The sequence below is a fragment of the Streptomyces sp. NPDC104313 genome, from assembly GCF_055583985.1.
On the sequence record NZ_JBVJMW010000001.1, the window covers coordinates 77120 to 96198 of the forward strand.

15 protein-coding genes, 1 tRNA gene and 1 pseudogene are annotated in these 19079 nt (G+C 69.5%); 9 read left to right on the plus strand and 8 right to left on the minus strand.

From position 1 onward, the window contains the following. Positions 1 to 60 precede the first annotated feature (60 nt). Genes ACZ60Q_RS00335 through ACZ60Q_RS00350 form a run of 4 tightly spaced genes read left to right on the plus strand, consistent with a single transcriptional unit; the run spans position 61 to position 4493 of the window. The gene (locus tag ACZ60Q_RS00335; protein ID WP_215110593.1) at positions 61 to 990 is read left to right on the plus strand and encodes a branched-chain amino acid ABC transporter permease; all 930 of its coding nucleotides are present in this window, start codon (positions 61 to 63) and stop codon (positions 988 to 990) included. A gap of 5 nt (positions 991 to 995) precedes the next feature. Further along, positions 996 to 2837, plus strand: a complete 1842-nt coding sequence (locus tag ACZ60Q_RS00340; protein ID WP_469626159.1) for a branched-chain amino acid ABC transporter permease — start codon at positions 996 to 998, stop codon at positions 2835 to 2837. Positions 2838 to 2841: 4 nt separating this feature from the next. Then, positions 2842 to 3780, plus strand: coding sequence for an ABC transporter ATP-binding protein (locus tag ACZ60Q_RS00345; protein WP_469626162.1), 939 nt, complete (start codon positions 2842 to 2844; stop codon positions 3778 to 3780). Next, on the plus strand, positions 3777 to 4493 hold the full coding sequence (locus ACZ60Q_RS00350; protein WP_469626165.1) for an ABC transporter ATP-binding protein: 717 nt from the start codon (positions 3777 to 3779) through the stop codon (positions 4491 to 4493). Before ACZ60Q_RS00345 ends, ACZ60Q_RS00350 begins: the two co-directional genes overlap by 4 nt. A 74-nt stretch (positions 4494 to 4567) precedes the next feature. Here the strand turns inward: ACZ60Q_RS00350 and ACZ60Q_RS00355 are convergent, their stop codons facing one another. Then, on the minus strand, positions 4568 to 5224 hold the full coding sequence (locus ACZ60Q_RS00355) for an ANTAR domain-containing response regulator (protein WP_469626168.1): 657 nt from the start codon (positions 5222 to 5224) through the stop codon (positions 4568 to 4570). Positions 5225 to 5321: 97 nt separating this feature from the next. On the opposite strand from ACZ60Q_RS00355, the gene ACZ60Q_RS00360 reads away from it, so the two are divergent. Next, a tRNA-Leu gene (locus ACZ60Q_RS00360) sits at positions 5322 to 5396 on the plus strand. 109 nt (positions 5397 to 5505) lie between these two features. After that, positions 5506 to 6276: a helix-turn-helix domain-containing protein gene (locus tag ACZ60Q_RS00365; protein WP_469626170.1), complete on the plus strand. Its 771-nt coding sequence runs from the start codon at positions 5506 to 5508 to the stop codon at positions 6274 to 6276. A 17-nt stretch (positions 6277 to 6293) separates the two neighbouring features. Here ACZ60Q_RS00365 and pyk read toward each other — a convergent pair whose 3' ends face one another. Both pyk and ACZ60Q_RS00375 read right to left on the minus strand, forming a co-directional pair. Then, positions 6294 to 7733, minus strand: coding sequence for a pyruvate kinase (gene pyk / locus ACZ60Q_RS00370; RefSeq protein WP_469626172.1), 1440 nt, complete (start codon positions 7731 to 7733; stop codon positions 6294 to 6296). A 120-nt stretch (positions 7734 to 7853) separates the two neighbouring features. Further along, positions 7854 to 8582: an SIMPL domain-containing protein gene (locus tag ACZ60Q_RS00375; RefSeq protein WP_469626175.1), complete on the minus strand. Its 729-nt coding sequence runs from the start codon at positions 8580 to 8582 to the stop codon at positions 7854 to 7856. A gap of 140 nt (positions 8583 to 8722) precedes the next feature. On the opposite strand from ACZ60Q_RS00375, the gene ACZ60Q_RS00380 reads away from it, so the two are divergent. After that, positions 8723 to 10543, plus strand: coding sequence for a bifunctional metallophosphatase/5'-nucleotidase (locus ACZ60Q_RS00380; RefSeq protein WP_469626177.1), 1821 nt, complete (start codon positions 8723 to 8725; stop codon positions 10541 to 10543). Between the two features lie 74 nt (positions 10544 to 10617). Here the strand turns inward: ACZ60Q_RS00380 and ACZ60Q_RS00385 are convergent, their stop codons facing one another. Beyond that, complete coding sequence (locus ACZ60Q_RS00385; RefSeq protein ID WP_469626179.1) at positions 10618 to 12045, minus strand: lysine N(6)-hydroxylase/L-ornithine N(5)-oxygenase family protein; 1428 nt, start codon at positions 12043 to 12045, stop codon at positions 10618 to 10620. After that, positions 12042 to 13499 (minus strand): pyridoxal phosphate-dependent decarboxylase family protein, encoded by a 1458-nt coding sequence (locus ACZ60Q_RS00390; RefSeq protein ID WP_469626182.1) that lies wholly within the window; start codon positions 13497 to 13499, stop codon positions 12042 to 12044. The genes ACZ60Q_RS00385 and ACZ60Q_RS00390 overlap by 4 nt, the downstream gene beginning before the upstream one ends. Positions 13500 to 13882: 383 nt before the next feature. Between ACZ60Q_RS00390 and ACZ60Q_RS00395 the strand changes: the two genes are divergently transcribed. Both ACZ60Q_RS00395 and ACZ60Q_RS00400 read left to right on the plus strand, forming a co-directional pair. After that, a complete protein-coding gene (locus ACZ60Q_RS00395; protein ID WP_469626184.1) occupies positions 13883 to 14323 on the plus strand; it encodes an ATP-binding protein in 441 nt (146 codons plus the stop codon). A 163-nt stretch (positions 14324 to 14486) separates the two neighbouring features. Beyond that, positions 14487 to 14822 (plus strand): annotated as a pseudogene (locus ACZ60Q_RS00400) (ArsR/SmtB family transcription factor); the annotation flags it as partial. Between the two features lie 206 nt (positions 14823 to 15028). Here ACZ60Q_RS00400 and pepN read toward each other — a convergent pair. From pepN to ACZ60Q_RS00415, 3 genes are all read right to left on the minus strand, one after another. Beyond that, on the minus strand, positions 15029 to 17611 hold the full coding sequence (gene pepN, locus ACZ60Q_RS00405; RefSeq protein WP_469626187.1) for an aminopeptidase N: 2583 nt from the start codon (positions 17609 to 17611) through the stop codon (positions 15029 to 15031). A 165-nt stretch (positions 17612 to 17776) separates the two neighbouring features. Next, on the minus strand, positions 17777 to 18139 hold the full coding sequence (locus ACZ60Q_RS00410) for a chorismate mutase (protein WP_469626190.1): 363 nt from the start codon (positions 18137 to 18139) through the stop codon (positions 17777 to 17779). A 25-nt stretch (positions 18140 to 18164) separates the two neighbouring features. Continuing rightward, a complete protein-coding gene (locus ACZ60Q_RS00415; RefSeq protein WP_469626192.1) occupies positions 18165 to 19043 on the minus strand; it encodes an AraC family transcriptional regulator in 879 nt (292 codons plus the stop codon). Between the last annotated feature and the right edge of the window lie 36 nt (positions 19044 to 19079).

A 19079-nucleotide genomic window follows, 5' to 3' on the forward strand; every position in this document is an offset into this window, starting at 1 on the left:
GGAGCGCTACGAGCCCTCCCGCGCGGTGCCATATCCGAACCACTCCACGGAGGCCCTGCGGTGAACGAACTGCCGCAACAGCTGGCCAATGGACTCATCCTCGGCGCGATGTACGGTCTCATCGCGATCGGTTACACGATGGTCTACGGAATCATCCAGCTCATCAACTTCGCGCACGGCGAGATCTTCATGATCGGGGGCTTCGGAGCCCTCACGGTCTACCTCGGGCTTCCGTCCGGATTCTCCCTCATCGCCGCGATACCCCTCATGATCGTCGGCGGCGTCATAGCCGCCGTCGCCATCAGCATGGCCGCCGAGCGCTTCGCCTACCGGCCCCTGCGCGGCGGACCACGCCTGGCACCACTCATCACCGCCATCGGGCTCTCCCTCGCCCTCCAGCAAGCGGTATGGATGTGGTACCCCAACGCCACGAAGGACCGCTCCTTCCCCCAGTTCGAAGGCGAAGCCTTCGACATCCTCGGCGCCACCATCCAGCGCGGCGACGTCTTCGTCCTCGTCGTGGCCCCCCTGTGCATGCTCGCCCTCGGCTTCTTCGTCTCCAAGACCCGGGCCGGCCGCGGCATGCAGGCCACCTCCCAGGACCCCGACACCGCCAAGCTCATGGGCATCAACACCGACCGCATCATCGTCATGGCCTTCGCCATCGGTGCCGCCTTCGCCGCCGTCGCCGCCGTCGCCTACGGGCTCAAGAACGGCCAGATCGGCTTCCGCATGGGCTTCATCATGGGCCTCAAGGCCTTCACCGCGGCCGTACTCGGCGGCATCGGCAACATCTACGGCGCCATGCTCGGCGGCATCGTCCTCGGCGTCGCCGAAGCCCTCGCCACCGGCTACATGAGCGAAGTCCCCGGCATGGAACTCTTCGGCGGCGGCGCCTGGAAGGACGTATGGGCCTTCGCGCTCCTCATCATCGTCCTCCTCGTACGCCCCCAGGGCCTGCTCGGCGAACGCGTCGCGGATCGGGCGTGATGACCATGACCATCAATACCACCGAGACGACCCCGGTCATCGCGATACCCACGGCAGCCGCCCGCGCGGCTACCGTTACCGGCGCAGCGCTCACGGTCGCCTCCACCTTCCTTGCCTGGACCTACACAGACGCCTTCCCCGGCGACCTCACCGTCTACGGGTACCCCGGCGGTCTCCAGGTCCTCACCCTCATGGGCGCGGTACTCACCCTGCTCTTCGCCACCGCCGGATACGGCGTACGGGGGCTGGGCTGGCTCAACCCCGCCCAGAGCAACAACTCAACCTTCCTCGTCGCCCTCGGCACATTCGCCACCACCTGGTTCACGACCATCGCCATCGCTGCGGAACTCGGCGGACTGGCCAACCTCGAACCCGGCGGCTTCGTCGCCATGGTGGTCTCACTCCTCACCGTGATCGCCTCCCTCGGCCTGCCACTCGACCGGCACACCAAGGAATCCCTGCCCCAGTTCAACTGGCTGGCCTTCATCGGCCTCACCATCATCACCGGGCTCCTCACCTACCCGCTCTGGCGCTACATCCGCCTCGGCTCCAACCCCCGCGAGATCCGACGCGCCAAGGACCTCCCCAACTGGGCCGAGATCCTCATCATCGCCGGATCCTTCGGCGTCGCCCTCCACGTCTTCACCTACGGCATCGACACCGAGTACGCCGAACTCTTCATCGGCTACATCATCAGCGTCGCGTTCGGCTTCACAGCCCTCACCCGGGCCGGGCTCATCGCCCGCATCACCCGGCTGACCACCAAGCACCGCAACGTCACCCTCGCCGCCGCACTCATCGCGGCGTTCTGCTTCCCCTTCACCCAGCAGAACGAGCAGTACGCCCTCATCGGCGCGAACATCCTCATCTTCGCGACCGTCGCACTCGGCCTCAACGTCGTCGTCGGCCTCGCCGGCCTCCTCGACCTCGGATACGTCGCCTTCCTCGGCGTCGGCGCCTACGCCGCCGCCCTGGTCTCCGGCTCCCCGCTCTCCCCCGTCGGCGTCCAGTTCCCCTTCTGGGCCGCCGTCCTCACCGGCGCCGCAGCCTCACTGATCTTCGGCGTCGTCATCGGCGCCCCGACCCTGCGACTGCGCGGCGACTACCTCGCCATCGTCACCCTCGGATTCGGAGAGATCTTCCGGCTCACCGTCAACGCCCTCAACGGCGTCAGCGGCCCCGACCTCACCAACGGCTCCCAGGGCATCCCCAGCATCCCCGACCTCAACCTCTTCGGATTCGACTTCGGCGTCAGCCACGACATCGCCGGATTCACCCTCGGCAGGTCGGCCAACTACTACCTGCTGATGCTCGCCTTCACCGCCGTCGTCGTCCTGGTCTTCCGACGCTCCGGAGAATCCCGCATCGGCCGCGCCTGGGTCGCCATCCGCGAGGACGAGACCGCGGCCACCGCCATGGGCATCAACGCCTTCCGGCTCAAACTGCTCGCCTTCGCCCTCGGCGCCACCCTCGCCGGACTCGCCGGTACCGTCCAGGCCCACGTCTCCTACACCGTGACGCCCGAGCAGTACCAGTTCGCCGGCTCCGTGCCCCCGAACTCCGCCTTCCTCCTCGCCGCCGTCATCCTCGGCGGCATGGGAACCCTCAGCGGACCCCTCGTCGGCGCCGCACTGCTCTACCTCATCCCGGCCAAGCTGCAGTTCATGCAGGACTACCAGCTCTTCCTCTTCGGCATCGCACTCATCCTCCTGATGCGCTTCCGCCCCGAAGGGCTCGTCGCCGACCGCAGGAAGCAGCTCGAATTCCACGAGACCGGCCAGAACGACGTCCCACCGGACATCCCACTCACCGACCGGGCCGCCGGCACCACGAAGGCGGGGGCGTGATCACATGACCACCGACACAACCACCCCGGCCACCACCACGGTGCTCGACGCCAGCGGCGTCACCATGCGATTCGGCGGACTCACCGCCGTACGCGGCGTCGACCTCACCGTCAACAGCGGCGAGATCGTCGGTCTCATCGGCCCCAACGGCGCCGGCAAGACCACCTTCTTCAACTGCCTCACCGGCCTCTACATCCCCACCGAGGGCAAGGTCAGCTACAAGGGCACCGTCCTGCCGCCCAAGCCCCACCTCGTCACCAAGGCCGGCATCGCCCGCACCTTCCAGAACATCCGCCTCTTCTCCAACATGACCGTCCTGGAGAACGTCCTCGTCGGACGCCACACCCGGACCAAGGAAGGCCTCTGGTCGGCCCTCCTGCGCCTCCCCGGCTACCACAGGGCGGAAGACGCCAGCCGCGAACGCGCCATGGAACTCCTGGAGTTCATCGGCCTCCAGGACAAGGCCGACCACCTCGCGCGAAACCTCCCCTACGGAGACCAGCGCAAGCTGGAAATCGCCCGCGCACTCGCCAGCGACCCCGGACTCCTCCTCCTGGACGAGCCCACCGCCGGCATGAACCCCCAGGAAACCCGCGTCACCGAAGAACTCATCTTCGCCATCCGGGACCAAGGCGTCGCCGTCCTCGTCATCGAGCACGACATGCGGTTCATCTTCAACCTCTGCGACCGGGTCGCCTGCCTCGTCCAGGGCGAGAAACTCGTCGAGGGCACCCCCAGCGACGTCCAGGCCGACGAACGCGTCATCGCCGCCTACCTCGGCACCCCCTTCGAAGGCGCCCCCGGCGCCGACGAGGTCGCCGAGGTGGAGGCCGCCGAAGCGGAAGCCGCGGCCCACACCGCACCGGCCACCGAAACAGCCACCGGCACGGCGAAGGACACCACGCCCGACACCACCAGCACCGATGAGGAGGGCACCCGATGACCGCACTGCTAGAGGTCGAAGACCTCCGGGTCGCCTACGGCAAGATCGAAGCGGTCAAGGGCATCTCCTTCACCGTCGAAGCCGGCCAGGTCGTCACCCTCATCGGCACCAACGGCGCGGGCAAGACCACCACCCTGCGCACCCTCTCCGGACTGCTCAAGCCGCTCAGCGGCCGCATCCTCTTCGAGGGCAAGCCGCTGGCCAACATCCCCGCCCACAAGATCGTCTCCCTGGGCATCGCCCACTCCCCCGAGGGACGCCACATCTTCCCCCGGCTGACGATCACCGAGAACCTCCTCCTCGGCGCCTACCTCCGCAACGACAAGGCAGGCATCGAGAAGGACGTCCAGCGCGCCTACGACCTCTTCCCCATCCTCGGGGAACGCCGAAAGCAGGCCGCGGGAACCCTCTCGGGCGGGGAGCAGCAGATGCTCGCCATGGGACGCGCCATGATGTCCCAGCCCAAGCTGCTCATGCTCGACGAGCCCTCCATGGGACTCTCCCCGATCATGATGCAGAAGATCATGGAGACCATCGTCGAGCTCAAGGCGTCGGGCACCACGATCCTGCTCGTCGAGCAGAACGCCCAGGCAGCCCTGTCCCTCGCGGACCAGGGCCACGTCATGGAGGTCGGCAGAATCGTCCTCTCCGGCGCGGGCTCGGACCTGCTCCACGACGAGTCGGTCCGCAAGGCCTACCTCGGCGAGGACTGACCCCCCTGCCGTACGTGAGAGGCCCGCATCCCGGTTCACCCCGGATGCGGGCCTCTCACGTGGTCCGTACGCGGCTACCCGGCCGACTTCTTCTTCTCCTCGGCGTCCTCGATCAGCGCCTCCGCCAGCTGCTGCATCGACATCCGGCGGTCCATCGACGTCTTCTGGATCCACCGGAACGCGGCCGGCTCGGAGAGCCCGTAATCCGTCTGCAGGATGCTCTTGGCCCGGTCCACCAGCTTCCGGGTCTCCAGCCGCTGGGAGAGGTCCGCGATCTCGCTCTCCAGTGCCTTCAGCTCCGCGAACCGGGAGACGGCCATCTCGATGGCCGGCACCACGTCGCTCTTGCTGAACGGCTTCACGAGGTACGCCATGGCCCCGGCGTCCCGGGCCCGCTCGACCAGGTCGCGCTGCGAGAACGCGGTGAGCATCAGGACCGGGGCGATGGACTCCTCGGCGATCTTCTCGGCGGCGGAGATGCCGTCGAGGATCGGCATCTTGACGTCCAGGATGACCAGGTCCGGCCTGTGCTCCCGGGCCAGCTCGACGGCCTGCTGCCCATCGCCCGCCTCACCGACGACCGAGTAACCCTCCTCCTCCAGCATCTCCTTGAGGTCGAGGCGGATGAGGGCCTCGTCCTCGGCGATGACGACGCGGGTCGTCAGCGGCGGGACGTGCGACTTGTCGTCGTCGACGGCGTCTACGGGCTGGGGCGACTCGGGGGTGGTCACGGGGCTCCTTGATATGGGGCAGATACTGCTGCCACGAGCCTACCTAGCTCCTGTAAGGTAGTGACGCGCAGGGCAGCAATGACCCTTCCTTTCTAAGGCCCCAGTACTCCAACTGGTTAGAGAGGCCGCTCTCAAACAGCGGACAGTGTGGGTTCGAATCCCACCTGGGGCACTTTTCCTTGGATTCCAAGGCACAACACGATTCGGCTAACTTCACTTGATCTGAGTACGCGTGCGCCATTCCGCGCCGGACTGCCTCGCACGCGACGAAACTCGGCAGCATGTACGACGTGGGAACCCGCGAGCGAGCTCTGGCCTTGGTCTCGCAGGGTCGCAGCCTCAATTCCGTGAGCAAGCAGACTGGCATATCGCGCGCCGCCATTCGTTCGTGGCAGTCGCGCCTTGAACCGCTCAATCGAGGTACGCCCTGCCCGAGGTGCTCCGAAGCGCCCACAGCGATCGAGTCTCCCTCTTCTTACGCCTACTTACTGGGGCTCTATCTGGGGGACGGCTGCATCAGCGCGACCAAGCGAGGCGTGTACTCGCTCCGTATCGCGTGCGCGGACGCTTGGCCCGGCCTGATCGACGCCTGCGCCGAAGCCCTACAGATCGCGCGACCGCACAACAAGGTCTGCCGGGTGGCGAGCGCGGGCTGCCAGTACGTCACTTCCTTCAGCAAGCACTGGCCCTGCCTTTTCCCTCAACACGGCCCCGGCAAGAAGCACGACCGTCGGATTGTCCTCGAACCGTGGCAACAGCAGATCGTGGACGCCCACCCCTGGGCATTCATCCGCGGCCTCGTCCACTCCGACGGATGCCGGATCATCAACTGGACCACGCGCCTCGTCCGTGGCGAACGCAGGCGTTACGAGTACCCCCGGTACTTCTTCACCAACAAGTCCGACGACATCCGCAAGCTCTTCAGCGACACCCTGACCGCCGTAGGTGTCGAGTGGACCACCCTCGCTCGCGGCGACAAACCGCTGAACATCTCCGTAGCCCGACGGGCATCCGTAGCCCTGATGGATGCGCACGTCGGGCCCAAGTACTGAGCTGATCCCGAGCCGCCCTACTTCGGGCTGTCGTCCTCGCCGATGTGGTGGACGCGGACCAGGTTCGTGGAGCCCGCGACGCCGGGCGGGGAGCCGGCGGTGATGACCACGACGTCGCCCTTCGCGCAGCGGCCGATGCGCAGCAGCTCCTCGTCGACCTGGGCGACCATCGCGTCCGTGGAGTCGACGTGCGGGCCGAGGAAGGTCTCGACGCCCCAGGTGAGGTTGAGCTGGGCGCGGGTGGCCTCGTCGGGGGTGAAGGCGAGGAGCGGGATGGGTGAGCGGTAGCGGGAGAGCCGCTTGACCGTGTCGCCGCTCTGGGTGAAGGCGACGAGGAACTTCGCGCCGAGGAAGTCGCCCATCTCGGCGGCGGCCCTCGCGACGGCGCCGCCCTGGGTGCGGGGCTTGTTGTGTTCGGTGAGGGGCGGGAGGCCCTTGGCGAGGAGGTCTTCCTCGGCGGCCTCGACGATGCGGGACATGGTGCGGACGGTCTCGACGGGGTATTTGCCGACGCTGGTCTCGCCGGAGAGCATCACGGCGTCGGTGCCGTCGATGATGGCGTTGGCGACGTCGGAGGCTTCGGCGCGGGTGGGGCGGGAGTTGTCGATCATCGAGTCGAGCATCTGGGTGGCGACGATGACCGGTTTGGCGTTGCGTCGGGCGAGTTTGACGGCGCGCTTCTGGACGATCGGTACTTGTTCCAGGGGCATTTCGACGCCGAGGTCGCCGCGGGCGACCATGATGCCGTCGAAGGCGGCGACGATGTCGTCGATGTTGTCGACGGCCTGGGGCTTTTCGACCTTGGCGATGACGGGGAGGCGGCGGTTCTCCTCGTCCATGATGCGGTGGACGTCGTCGATGTCGCGTCCGGTGCGGACGAAGGACAGGGCGATGATGTCGGCGCCGGTGCGCAGGGCCCAGCGGAGGTCGTCGATGTCCTTCTCGGAGAGGGCGGGGACGGAGACGGCGACGCCGGGGAGGTTGAGTCCCTTGTTGTCGGAGACCATGCCGCCTTCGATGACGGTGGTGTGCACGCGGGGGCCTTCGACTCCGGTGACTTCGAGGGTGACGCGGCCGTCGTCGACGAGGATGCGTTCGCCGGTGGTGACGTCGGCGGCGAGTCCGTCGTAGGTGGTGCCGCAGATGTCGCCGGTGCCTTGGCCTTCGAGGGGTTCGACGGTGATGGTGAAGGTGTCGCCGCGTTCGAGGAGTACGGGGCCTTCGCGGAAGCGTCCGAGGCGGATCTTGGGGCCTTGAAGGTCGGCGAGGATGCCGACGTTGCGGCCGGTTTCCTCGGACGCTTTGCGGACGTGGTGGTAGCGCTGTTCGTGTTCGGCGTAGCTGCCGTGGCTGAGGTTGAGGCGGGCGATGTCCATTCCCGCTTCGACCAGGGCTTTGATCTGGTCGTATGTGTCGGTTGCGGGTCCCAGGGTACAAACGATTTTCGCTCGGCGCATGGTTCGAGACTAAACCTTACCTACGGGTAGGTATTTGGCTCTGCGTGACACCTCAACAACCTTCTCATAAAGGGTGGTTGACGACTGTTGAATTGTGCGGTGGGCCGCTCTGATGAGCGTTTATCCGAGGTTCGGTGGGACGAGCGTGAAGGAGGCTTCGACCTGGGCGTCGACGGTCTGGCGTACGGGTTCGAGGTCGATGGGTGCGGCGTCGGTGGCGGCTTCCGCGGCTCCTCCGTAGGACCTGGTCTGGGCGGAGAAGCTGATGGGGGCCATGTGGGGGCTGCCGTGGACGCCGGTGTCGTTGAGTTCGAGGAGGGCGCTGAGGCGGGTGTCGAGGGCTTCGGCGTATTCGCGGGCGCGTTGGAGGGCTTCCTGGACCGCTTGGCGGCGGGCGGCGGCGTGGTGGGGGGAGGTGGGGCGCAGTGCCCACCAGGGGCCGTCGACGCGGCTGAGGTCGTGGTCGGCGACGCGGGCTGTGAGTTCGCCGAGTGCGGTGAAGTCGTTGAGGGTGGCGTTGAGTTGGATGCTGCCGTGGTAGGCACGGATGCGTTCGGCGCGGCCGTGGCGGGTGAGTTCGGGGCGGATGGTGAGGGTGCCGGTTTCCAGCTTTTCCACCGCGTCTCCGTAGCTCTTGATGAGGTCGAGGGTGGTGGTGTTGCGGTGGGTGAGGCCGTCGAGTGTGGTGCGGCGGTCGGTGCCGCGGGCGGTGAGGGTGATGGTGATGTGGGCGATTTCGGGGTCGACTTCGAGGTGGGCTTCGCCTCGGACGGTGACGTGGGGGGTGGTGGGCGTGCCGTAGGGGTGGTGGGGTGCGGGGGCGGGGATGGGTGCGGGGGTTTCGGTCATGCGTTCACTGTGGCATGGGGGGTGGTGTGTCGCGGTGTGTGTCGCGTGGTCATCGGATCGAAACCTGTGTGGGGTGTTGTGCGTGGTGGCCCCTGGGCCAGAATCTACGCGCGTTGCCCTTCTGAACGAGGAGTGAAGAGATGCCGTTGAACCGTAGGACGTTTCTGGGCCGTTCGGCTGCCGCCGGTGCGGGTGTGTCGATGGTGGGCGGGGCGGTCGTGGGCTCGGCGGGTGCGGCGGTGGCGGAGGGGCGCGGCCATGGTCACGGGCGCCCGGCGAAGCGGTACTCGTTCACGGTGATGGGCACGACCGATCTGCACGGGAACGTCTTCAACTGGGACTACTTCACGGATAAGGAGTACGACGACTCCGCGCACAACGATGTGGGGCTGGCGAAGATCTCAACGTTGGTGGACCGGGTGCGCCGGGAGAAGGGCCGCCGGAACACGTTGCTGATCGACGCGGGCGACACGATCCAGGGTACGCAGTTGTCGTACTACTACGCGAAGGTCGATCCGATCACGGCCCGTCGTGGTCCGGTGCATCCGATGGCGCGGGCGATGAACGTGATCGGTTACGACGCGGCGGCGCTGGGGAATCACGAGTTCAATTACGGTATTCCGGTGCTGCGGAAGTTCGAGGAGCAGTGCGAGTTTCCGTTGCTCGGGGCGAACGTGCTGGATGCGAAGACGTTGCGGCCGGCGTTCGCCCCGTATGTCATCAAGCGGATGCGGACGCCGTACGGGCGGGATGTGCGGGTGGCGGTGCTGGGGTTGACGAATCCCGGTGTCGCGATCTGGGACAGGGCGCATGTGGGCGGGAGGATGGTGTTCCCTGGTTTGGAGGAGCAGGCGGCGAAGTGGGTACCGAAGCTGCGGTCCATGGGCGCGGATGTGGTGGTGGTGTCGGCGCATTCGGGTTCTTCGGGGACTTCGTCGTGGGGGGATCAGTTGCCGTATGTGGAGAACGCGGCGGCTCTGGTGGCGGAGCAGGTGCCGGGTATCGACGCGATTCTGGTGGGGCACGCGCATGTGGAGATCGCCGAGCGTTTCGTGACGAACAAGGAGACCGGGAAGCGGGTCGTGCTCTCGGAGCCGGCGAAGTGGGGTCAGCGGCTGACGCTGTTTAATTTCGATCTGGTGTGGGAGAAGGGCCGCTGGACGGTGGAGCGGGCTGGTTCGCGGGTGCTGAATTCGAATACCGTGCCGGAGGACCGGAAGGTGACGTCGCTGTTGCTCTCCGAGCACCGCAAGGTGGTGGAGTACGTCAACCAGGTGATCGGTACGTCGGTGGTGGCGATGTCGACGGCGGAGGCGCCGTGGAGGGACGAGCCGATCATCGATCTGATCAACGAGGTGCAGGCGGAGACGGTGAGGGTGGCACTGGCGGGTGGGGAGTACGCGGGGCTGCCGGTGTTGTCGCAGGCTTCGTGTTTCTCGCGTACGGCGGGTGTTCCGGCCGGTGAGGTGACGATCAGGGATGCGGCGGGGCTGTATCCGTTCGAGAACACGCTGGAGGCGCGGCTGCTCACGGGTGCGCAGTTGAAGGAGTATCTGGAGTATTCGGCGCGGTATTTCGTGCGGACGCCGGCGGGTGGTGCGGTGGATACGGCGAAGTTGACGAACGCGGACGGGATTCCGGACTACAACTATGACGCGGTGTCGGGTGTGGTGTACGAGATCGACATCGCGCGGCCGGTGGGTTCGCGGATTGTCGGGTTGTCCTTCGGGGGGAGGCCGATCGATCCGGCGGCGCGGTTCGTGTTCGCGGTGAACAACTATCGGGCGAGCGGTGGGGGGAACTTTCCGCATGTGCCGGGTGCGCGGCAGGTGTGGGCGGATTCGGATGAGATCCGGAACACGATCATCGGGTGGGTGCGGGAGAAGGGGTCGGTGGATCCGGCCGCGTTCGCCTCGGTGGGGTGGCGGCTGACGCGTGATGGGGTGCCCGTGTTTCCGTAACGCTGTCTGTGGGGTGTGCTGTTCGTTCGGCCCGGGTCTCCTTCGGTGGGTGCCCGGGCCGTTGGTCGTGCGGGTCAGACGGATTGGCTCAGGGGGACGAGGGCGGGGGCCTGGGCGGGGATCCTCGGCGGCCGGGGGGTGAGGCCGAAGGTGGTGAAGGCGGTGCGTTCGGGGAGGGGGTAGGGGTTGGCGCCGGTGAGGTTGTTGAGGATGGTGGCGCTGCGCCAGGCGGCGAGGCCGAGGTCGGGGGCGCCGACTCCGTGGGTGTGGCGTTCGGCGTTCTGTACGTAGACGTGTCCGGTGACGGCGTGGTCGAGGACCAGGCGGTACTGGTCGTCGATGCGGGGGCGGCGGGAGGCGTCGCGGCTGAGGTAGGGGCCGAGGCCGCCGAGGACGGCGTCGAGGGGGCGTTCGCGGTAGCCGGTGGCGAGGATGACGGCGTCGGTGGTGAGGCGGGAGCGGGTGCCTTGTTGGGTGTGTTCGAGGTGGAGTTCGACGCGGGTGTTGGCGACGCGTCCCGCGGTGCGGACGTGGACGCCGGGGGTGAGGGTGGCGTCGGGCCAGCCGCCGTGGAGGGTGCGGCGGTAGAGCTCGTCGTGGATGGCGGCGATGGTGTCGGCGTCGATGCCTTTGTGGAGTTGCCATTGGCGGGGGACGAGTTCGTCGCGGGCGGATTCGGGGAGGGCGTGGAAGTAGCGGCTGTAGTCGGGGGTGAAGTGTTCGAGGCCGAGTTTGGAGTACTCCATGGGGGCGAAGGCCTGGGTGCGGGCGAGCCAGTGGATCTTCTCGGCGCCTTCGGGGCGGGCGCGCAGGAGGTCGAGGAAGATCTCGGCGCCGGACTGTCCTGATCCGATGACGGTGATGTGTTCGGCGGCGAGGAGTCGGGTCCGGTGGCGGAGGTAGTCGGCGGAGTGGAGTACGGGGACGGCTTCGGCTTCGGCGAGGGGTTTGAGGGGTTCGGGGACGAAGGGTTCGGTGCCGATGCCGAGGGCGATGTGGCGGGCGTAGGCGCGGCCGAGGGCTTCGGCCTCGCCGTCGCGGTCGGTCTGGGTGAAGTCGACTTCGAAGAGGGCGCGGTCGGTGTTCCAGCGGACGGCGTCGACCTGGTGGCCGAAGTGGAGGCCGGGGAGTTGTTCGCTGACCCAGCGGCAGTAGGCGTCGTATTCGGCTCGTTGGATGTGGAAGCGCTCGGCGAAGTAGAAGGGGAAGAGGCGGTCGCGGGTGCGGAGGTAGTTGAGGAAGCTCCAGGGGCTGGCGGGGTCGGCGAGGGTGACGAGGTCGGCGAGGAAGGGGACTTGGAGGCTGGCGCCGTCAAGGAGGAGGCCGGGGTGCCAGTGGAAGGCGGGGCGTTGTTCGTAGAAGGTCGCGGCGAGGGGGCGGGGGTCGTCGGTGCTCGCGGGGATGTTGTGGGCGAGTGCGGCGAGGGAGAGGTTGAAGGGGCCGATGCCGATGCCGACGAGGTCGTGTGGCTGGTCGGGGGCGGGGGCGGGCCGGGCGGTCATCGCGGGGTGTCGCTTTCCGTGGGGTGGGGGGTGGGGTGGGTCGCGGCGGGGTGGGTCGCGGTGGCGGGTGGGTGGGTGAGGAGGTCGGCGGTGGTGGCGGTGATGAGGTCGAGAAGTGCTTGGAGGTCCTGGGGGGTGGTGTGGGGGTTGAGGAGGGTCGCTTTGAGCCAGAGGCGGCCTTCGGCGTGGGCGCGGCCGAGGACGGCGTGGCCGCGTTGGAGGAGGGTGCGGCGGACGGTGGCGACGGTGTGGTCGTCGGCGTCGGCGGGGCGCAGGAGGACGGTGCTGATGGTGGGGCGGTCGTAGAGGTCGAGGGTGGGGGTTGTGGTGACGAGGTCGGCGAGGTGGTGGGCGGTGGCGACGGTGCGGTCGATGAGGTCGGCGAGTCCGGTGCGGCCGAGGGCCTGGAGGGTGACGGCGATCTTGAGGGCGTCGGGGCGGCGGGTGGTGCGCAGGGAGCGGCCGAGGAGGTCGGGGAGGCCGGCTTCGGTGTCGTCGTCGGCGTTGAGGTAGGGGGTGTGGTGGTGGAGGGGGGTGAGGTGGTGGTGTTCGGGTACGGCGAGGAGGCCGGCACAGGCGGGTTGCCAGCCGAGTTTGTGCAGGTCGAGGGTGACGCTGTGGGCGCGGTGGAGGCCGTGGAGGAGGGTGCGGTGGGTGGGGCTGAAGAGGAGGGGTCCGCCGTAGGCGGCGTCGATGTGGAGTTCGGCGCCGTGGGTGGTGACGAGGTCGGCGATGGCGTCGAGGGGGTCGATCTCGCCGGTGTCGGTGGTGCCGGCGGTGGCGACGACGAGGAGGGGGCGGTGGAGTTCGGTGAGGGCTTCGTCGAGGGCGGCGAGGTCGAGGGTGCCGGTGGGGGCGGGGACGACGACGGGTTCGGGGAGGCCGAGGAGCCAGGCGGCGCGGGCGATGCTGTGGTGGGCGTTGGCGCCGCAGATGGTCTGTACGGGGCCGTGGCGTTCGCGGGCGAGGAGGAGGGCGAGTTGGTTGGCCTCGGTGCCGCCGGTGGTGATGACGGCGTCGGGTGAGGGGGTGTGGGGGTAGATCTCGGTGGCGAGTGCGGTGGTGAGGTCGGCTTCGAGGGCGGAGGCGGCGGGGGCTTGGTCCCAGGAGTCCATGGAGGGGTTGAGGGCGCTGGCGGCGAGGTCGGCGGCGGCGGCCAGGGCGAGGGGCGGGGTGTGGAGGTGGGCGGCGCAGTGGGGGTGGGCGGGGTCCGCGGCGCCTGCGGCGAGGGCGGTGACGAGGCTGCGGAGGGCGTGGTGGGGGCCGGTGCCGTGGTCGGGGATGAGGGGGTGGGTGGCGGTGCGGAGGCGGGGGGTGACGGTGTCGGGTCCGCCGGCGGGGAGGGGGCCGCCGCGGAGGGTCGCGCCGTCGTGGAGTGCGGTGAGGACGGTGTCGATGAGGGGGCGGAGGGCGGCGGGGCCTGCGGTGCCTCCGGCGAGGGGTGGGGTGGGCATGGGTGGGGTGGTCCTTCGGGTGTGCGGGAGGTGGACATGCCAGCTTGTCCCGGGTTTCGGGTGGCGCGGCCGAAGAGCCCAACGATCTGGACTCGAAAGGGGTACTGGCGGCCGGTGTGGCCTGGTTGGGGAGGGGTGGGGTGGTAGGGGTGTGCGGTTGTGGGACGGGTGTGCGTGTCCGGGGGTGGGGGCTGGGATGGGTTCGGGGCCGGTCGCCGGGTCGGGGTGCGGGGGTGGTCGCCTCTCCCACCCTTGCCCAATGAGTGAATTGCAGATTTCAGCAATTCTCTACATGCTGTACGGGCCGTTCCGCCGCTGGCGTGCGGCCCCCGCGCGGCTCTCCGGCCCGCGGCGGTGGTTTTCCTGGCCGGGGAGTCCGCCCGATGATCACGCCGCCCGACACGTTGCCGTACCGGCATGTGCTGACGCTGCCCGCGATGGGGGCGGCCGTGCGTATCGCCCGGGAGACCGCCGAGAGGGTGCTGGCGGAGTGGGGGGTGGGGTCGGGCGATATGTGCCGGGATCCGGCGCTGCTGATCCTCAGCGAGCTGGTGGCCAACAGTGTGCGGCACGCGGCGGTGCTCTCGCCGAACGTGACGGTGGTGTTCGCGGGCGGGCCGGGCACGTTCGCGTTCGGCGTGCACGACCGTCACCCCTACCGGCCGGCTCTGTTCGCGTCCGCCGGTACGGCTCCGGGGCGGGGCCTGGCCACCGTGATGGAGCTGACCCGTGGTCTGGGCGGCAGTGCGGTGGTGCGGGGCGATGTCGACGAGGGCGGCAAGAGCATCTGGATCACCCTCCCGCTGCGGCCCGGCGGCCGGTGAGCGGACCGCCGGGTGGCTTCCCGGGCCGTCGGGTGACTTCGGGGGCGGGTGTCGTCCCCGGGTTCATCCGTGGGGCGCGAAGGCGCGAGGATGAGCCTATGGAGAAGAGTTCTGGTCAGCTGTGGTGCGACGGATTGCCGGCGTGCGGAACGGGGCCGCGCCGGTGAGCACACCGCTGTACCGATTGAAGGCGGAGTTCTTCAAGACGCTGGGGCACCCGGTCCGGATCAGGGTGCTCGAACTGCTCAGTGAACGCGAGCACGCGGTCTCGGAGATGTTGTACGAGGTGGAGGTCGAGGCCGCCCATCTCTCGCAGCAGTTGGCCGTGTTGCGCCGTGCCGGTCTCGTGACGGCCCGGCGGGAGGGATCGGCCGTCCACTACACGCTGGCCGACCCGGGGGTGGCGGAGCTGTTGCGGGTGGCGCGGACGATCCTGACCGGGGTGCTGGCGGGCCAGGCGGAGCTGCTGGCCGATCTGCGGGCGGCGGGCGGTTCCGGGGACGACGACCCGGTCGGGGCTCCGGACGACGTCGCGGACGAGGCCGCGGACAAGAACGACGACGGCAGCGGCAGCGGCAGCGGCAGCGGCAGCGGCAGCGGCAGCGGCAGCGGCAGCGGCAGCGGCTGATCCTCCGTACCGCCCGGTGATCCCGCCACGGCCGCGGGGCGGGAAGCGGTTCCCGTCCCGCGGCCGTGGCGGGTCGGTCAGTCGGCGAGGGCGACGGCCGACCGTACGGCCAGGGCCCGGCGCAGGTCGTCGAGCTGGTCGACGAGCTTGCGGCGCAGGGCGGGGAGGAGGGCCGGGTCCTCCAGGGCGCGGATGCCGATGCCGAGGCTCTCGGGGTCGACGGCGTACGCGGGGAAGGCGTAGCGTCCGGCGGCCTCGGCGATGGCGGGGCCCCGGCGGTCGGCGAGCGCGATGGCGTCCGGGTAGAAGCGGGACACGTAACCGCCGAGCAGCTCTTCCTGTCCGGGCTGCCAGAAGCCCTGGGCGGTGGCGGTGAAGAGGTAGTTGGACAGGGTGTCGTCGGTGAACAGGGCCGCCCAGGCGGCGGCCTTGGCCTCGGCGGTGGGCAGTGCGGCACGGCAGCGGGCCGCGCCTTCCCTGCCGGTGGCGCTCGGGTCCGCCGCCAGCGCGGCGGCGATGGCGGCCTCGTCGGTGGCGCCGAGGACGGCGAGCCGGGTGAGGATGCGCCAGCGCAGTTCGGGGTCGAGTTCGGGTCCGCCGTGGACGGTGCCTTCGTCGAGCCAGCTCCGGAGCGTGTCGGGCTGGGTGGCGGCGTCGATGAAGTGGCGTACGGCGATGAGGCGGAGGCCCGGCTGTGAGCCGTCCTCGGTGCGGCGGATGAGGTCGCGGCAGAGGTCGGTGAGTGTGGCGCGGGCGGCGGGCAGGTCCTCGGGAACGGTGTAGCGGTCGACGACCTGGGCGGCGGCGAAGGACAGGACGCCCTGGACGAGCGCGAGGTCCCTCTCGTGCGGGAGGTGCGTGCGGGCGGTCGCGAGGTAGGTGGCGGGAGGGAGTTCCGCGTCGCGGACCATGTCGCGGGCGGTGTTCCAGACGACGGCCCGGGTGAGGGCGTCGGGGATGCCGGAGAGGCTGGTCAGGACGGTGTCCCAGGAGGCGGTGTCCAGACGGACCTTGGCGTAGGTGAGGTCGCCGTCGTTGAGGACGACGAGGGCGGGCCGGCTGCCGGGGCGGATCGTGGGCGTCCCGTCGCCGGGTACGTCGAGCTCGAAGCGGTCGCGCGGGGCGAGCCGGCCGGGGCCTGCCTGGGTACCCGGGGCGAGGTCGTAGGCGCCGACGGTGACACGGTGGGGGCGGGAGCCGTCGCGGGTGACGGTGAGGGACCAGGACGGGCCGGCGCCGTTGCCGTTCGGCGCGGGCTCGGGGGCGCCGGTCTCGGCGGTGAGGGTGTCGATGCCGGTGGTACGCAGCCACTGCTCGGCCCAGGCGTGGACGTCGCGGTCGGTGGCGGAGGCCAGGTTGTCGATGAAGTCGGCGAGGGTGGCGTTGGCGAACTTGTGGCGGGCGAAGTGGGTGTTGATACCGGCCAGGAAGTCCTTCTCGCCGAGCCAGGCCACGAGTTGGCGCAGTGCGGAGGCGCCCTTGGCGTAGCTGATGCCGTCGAAGTTGAGGAGTGCGGACGCGGTGTCGGGGACGGCGTCGGGGTCCGGGGCGACGGGGTGGGTGGAGGGGCGCTGGTCGGCGTCGTATCCCCAGCCCTTGCGGGCGACACCGAAGTCGACCCAGGTGTCGGGGAACAGGGTCTCCCCCGCTCGATCGGGGTTGAGAGCTCGGGGAAGGGTCGCTTCGGTGAGGGTCTGGTAGCCCATGTACTCGGCGAAGGACTCGTTCAGCCAGATGTCGTCCCACCAGGTCAGGGTGACGAGGTCGCCGAACCACATGTGGGCCATCTCGTGGGCGATGACCATGGCGCGGGTCTGGCGCTCGGTGTCGGTGACGGCGGAGCGGTAGACGAACTCGTCGCGGAAGGTGACGAGTCCGGGGTTCTCCATGGCGCCCGCGTTGAACTCGGGGACGAAGGCCTGGTCGTAGGAGTCGAACGGGTAGGGCTCGTCGAACTTCTCGTGGTAGCGGTCGTAGCAGGCGCGGGTGATGTCGAGGATCTCGTCGGCGTCGGCGTCCAGGTACGGGGCGAGGGAGCGGCGGCAGTGGATGCCGAAGGGCAGTCCGGCGTGCTCGGTGGTGACCGAGTGCCAGGGTCCTGCGGCGACCGCGACGAGGTAGGTGGAGACGAGGGGTGTGGCGGCGATGGTCCAGCGCCCCTCTCCCGTGTGTTCGGCGACGCTGTTGCCAAGGACGGTCCAGCCTTCGGGGGCGGTGACGTCGATGGCGAAGACGGACTTGAGGTCGGGCTGGTCGAAGGCGGCGAAAACGCGCTGGACGTCCTCCATGAACAGCTGGGTGTAGACGTAGGTCTCGCCGTCGGTGGGGTCGGTGAAGCGGTGCATGCCCTCGCCGGTGCGGGAGTAGTACATCGCGGCGTCGATGCGCAGTTCGTGGGGGCCTGCGGCGATGGCGGTGAGGGGGTAGCGGTTGCCGTCGAGGAGGGCGGGGTCCAGGGGGTGTCCGTCGAGGCTGATCGAGCGCAGGGTGGCGGGCTTGACCTCGACGAAGGTGTCTCCGGCCGCGCGGGCGGTGAACCGGATGGCGGTGCGGGAGTCGAAGGTGTCCTCGCCGGTGGTGAGGTCGAGGGCGATCGTGTACCGCTCCACGTCGAGGATCTGGGCTCGGGTCTGCGCTTCGTCGCGCGTCAGTACGGACATGGCCCCATGCTGCCGTACGGGGGACGGCGGGCGCAGTGGGGTTCTCCCTGGGCGGACGGGGCGGTTCGGGCGGTCCCCGGGGCGGGCGGTCCCCGGGGCGGGCGGGTCTCACGGGGCGCGGGCAGGGAGGAGCACGCGGGGTACGCGGGGTCCATGGCCGACCGGTCAGGCTCCGGCCGCCGTGCCCGTCGTGCCCCCGGTCCGGCCGGCGTGGCCGTTCTCCGCTTCGTCGGCGATGCGCTCGTGGTGGCGGATCACCTCGGCGATGATGAAGTTCAGCAGCTTCTCGGCGAACGCCGGGTCCAGGTTGGCGCTCTGCGCGAGCTGCCGGAGCCGGGCGATCTGGCGGGTCTCGCGGGCGGGGTCGGCGGGCGGCAGCCTGTGGTCCGCCTTGAGGCGGCCGACCTGCTGGGTGGCCTTGAAGCGCTCGGCCAGCATGTGGACGACGGCGGCGTCGATGTTGTCGATGCTCTCGCGCAGCCGGTTCAGCTCGGCCTGGACGGACGCGTCGATCTCGCTCGTACTCATGGTCAGCGAGCTTAGACCGCCGGGCTCACGTGGTGATCGTCGGTGGGTCGTCGGGGTCGGGCACCCGGTCGCTCCAGCCGCCGGGCACGCTGCGGCCCTGCTGTTCGCGGAAGCGGACGGGGGCGGTGCCGACGCGGCGGGCGAAGAGCCGGGAGAAGTAGGCGGGGTCGTCGTAGCCGACACGGCGGGCCACGGCGGCGACCGGGAGGTCGGTGCCGGCCAGGAGCTCCTTCGCCCGGCCCAGGCGGATGCCCAGCAGGTAGTCCTTGGGGCTGCATCCGGCGCCGCGCCGTACGGCGGCGCGCAGTTCGGCGGGGGTCATACCGTGCCGGGCGGCGTGCTCGGCGACGGTGAGCGGCTGGTACGCGTCGCGGGCCAGCGCCTGGAGCACCGGGTCGCCGTCGGGGCCGATGTCGGCGCGGGCGCGGCGCAGGGTGACGAGGAGTTCGTGGACGGCGGCCCCGGTCTCCACCTCCAGGAGGGGGTTGCCGCGCCGGGCGGCGCGCACGATGCGTCCGACGGCGGCGCGGGGGGCGGCGGTGTCGGAGAGGGGGACGAGGGGGCGGTCGGGCTCGATGTAGCCGAGTTCGGTGTACGTGGTGGTGGCGGGGCCGGTGAAGTCGACGAAGCTCTCGTCCCAGCCGGTGGCGGGGTCGGCGCCGTAGTGGTGGGGGGTCCCGGGGGTCAGCCAGATGAGGCTGGGGCCGGTGACGGGGGTGCGGCGGCCGTCGGGACCCTTGAACCAGCCGGTGCCGGAGTTGACGATCACGGCGACGTGGTGGTCGAGGGTGCGGGGTCCGACGGTGGGCAGCGCCCCGTGCTGGAGACCGACGCCGAGGCAGACGAGGCCCAGGCGGTGGTGGAGCGGGCTCGGGGTGAAGAAGCGCATCCAGGTGTGGTACATCGCGGTCCTTCCGCTCCCTGCTGGTCCGTGGTGTCC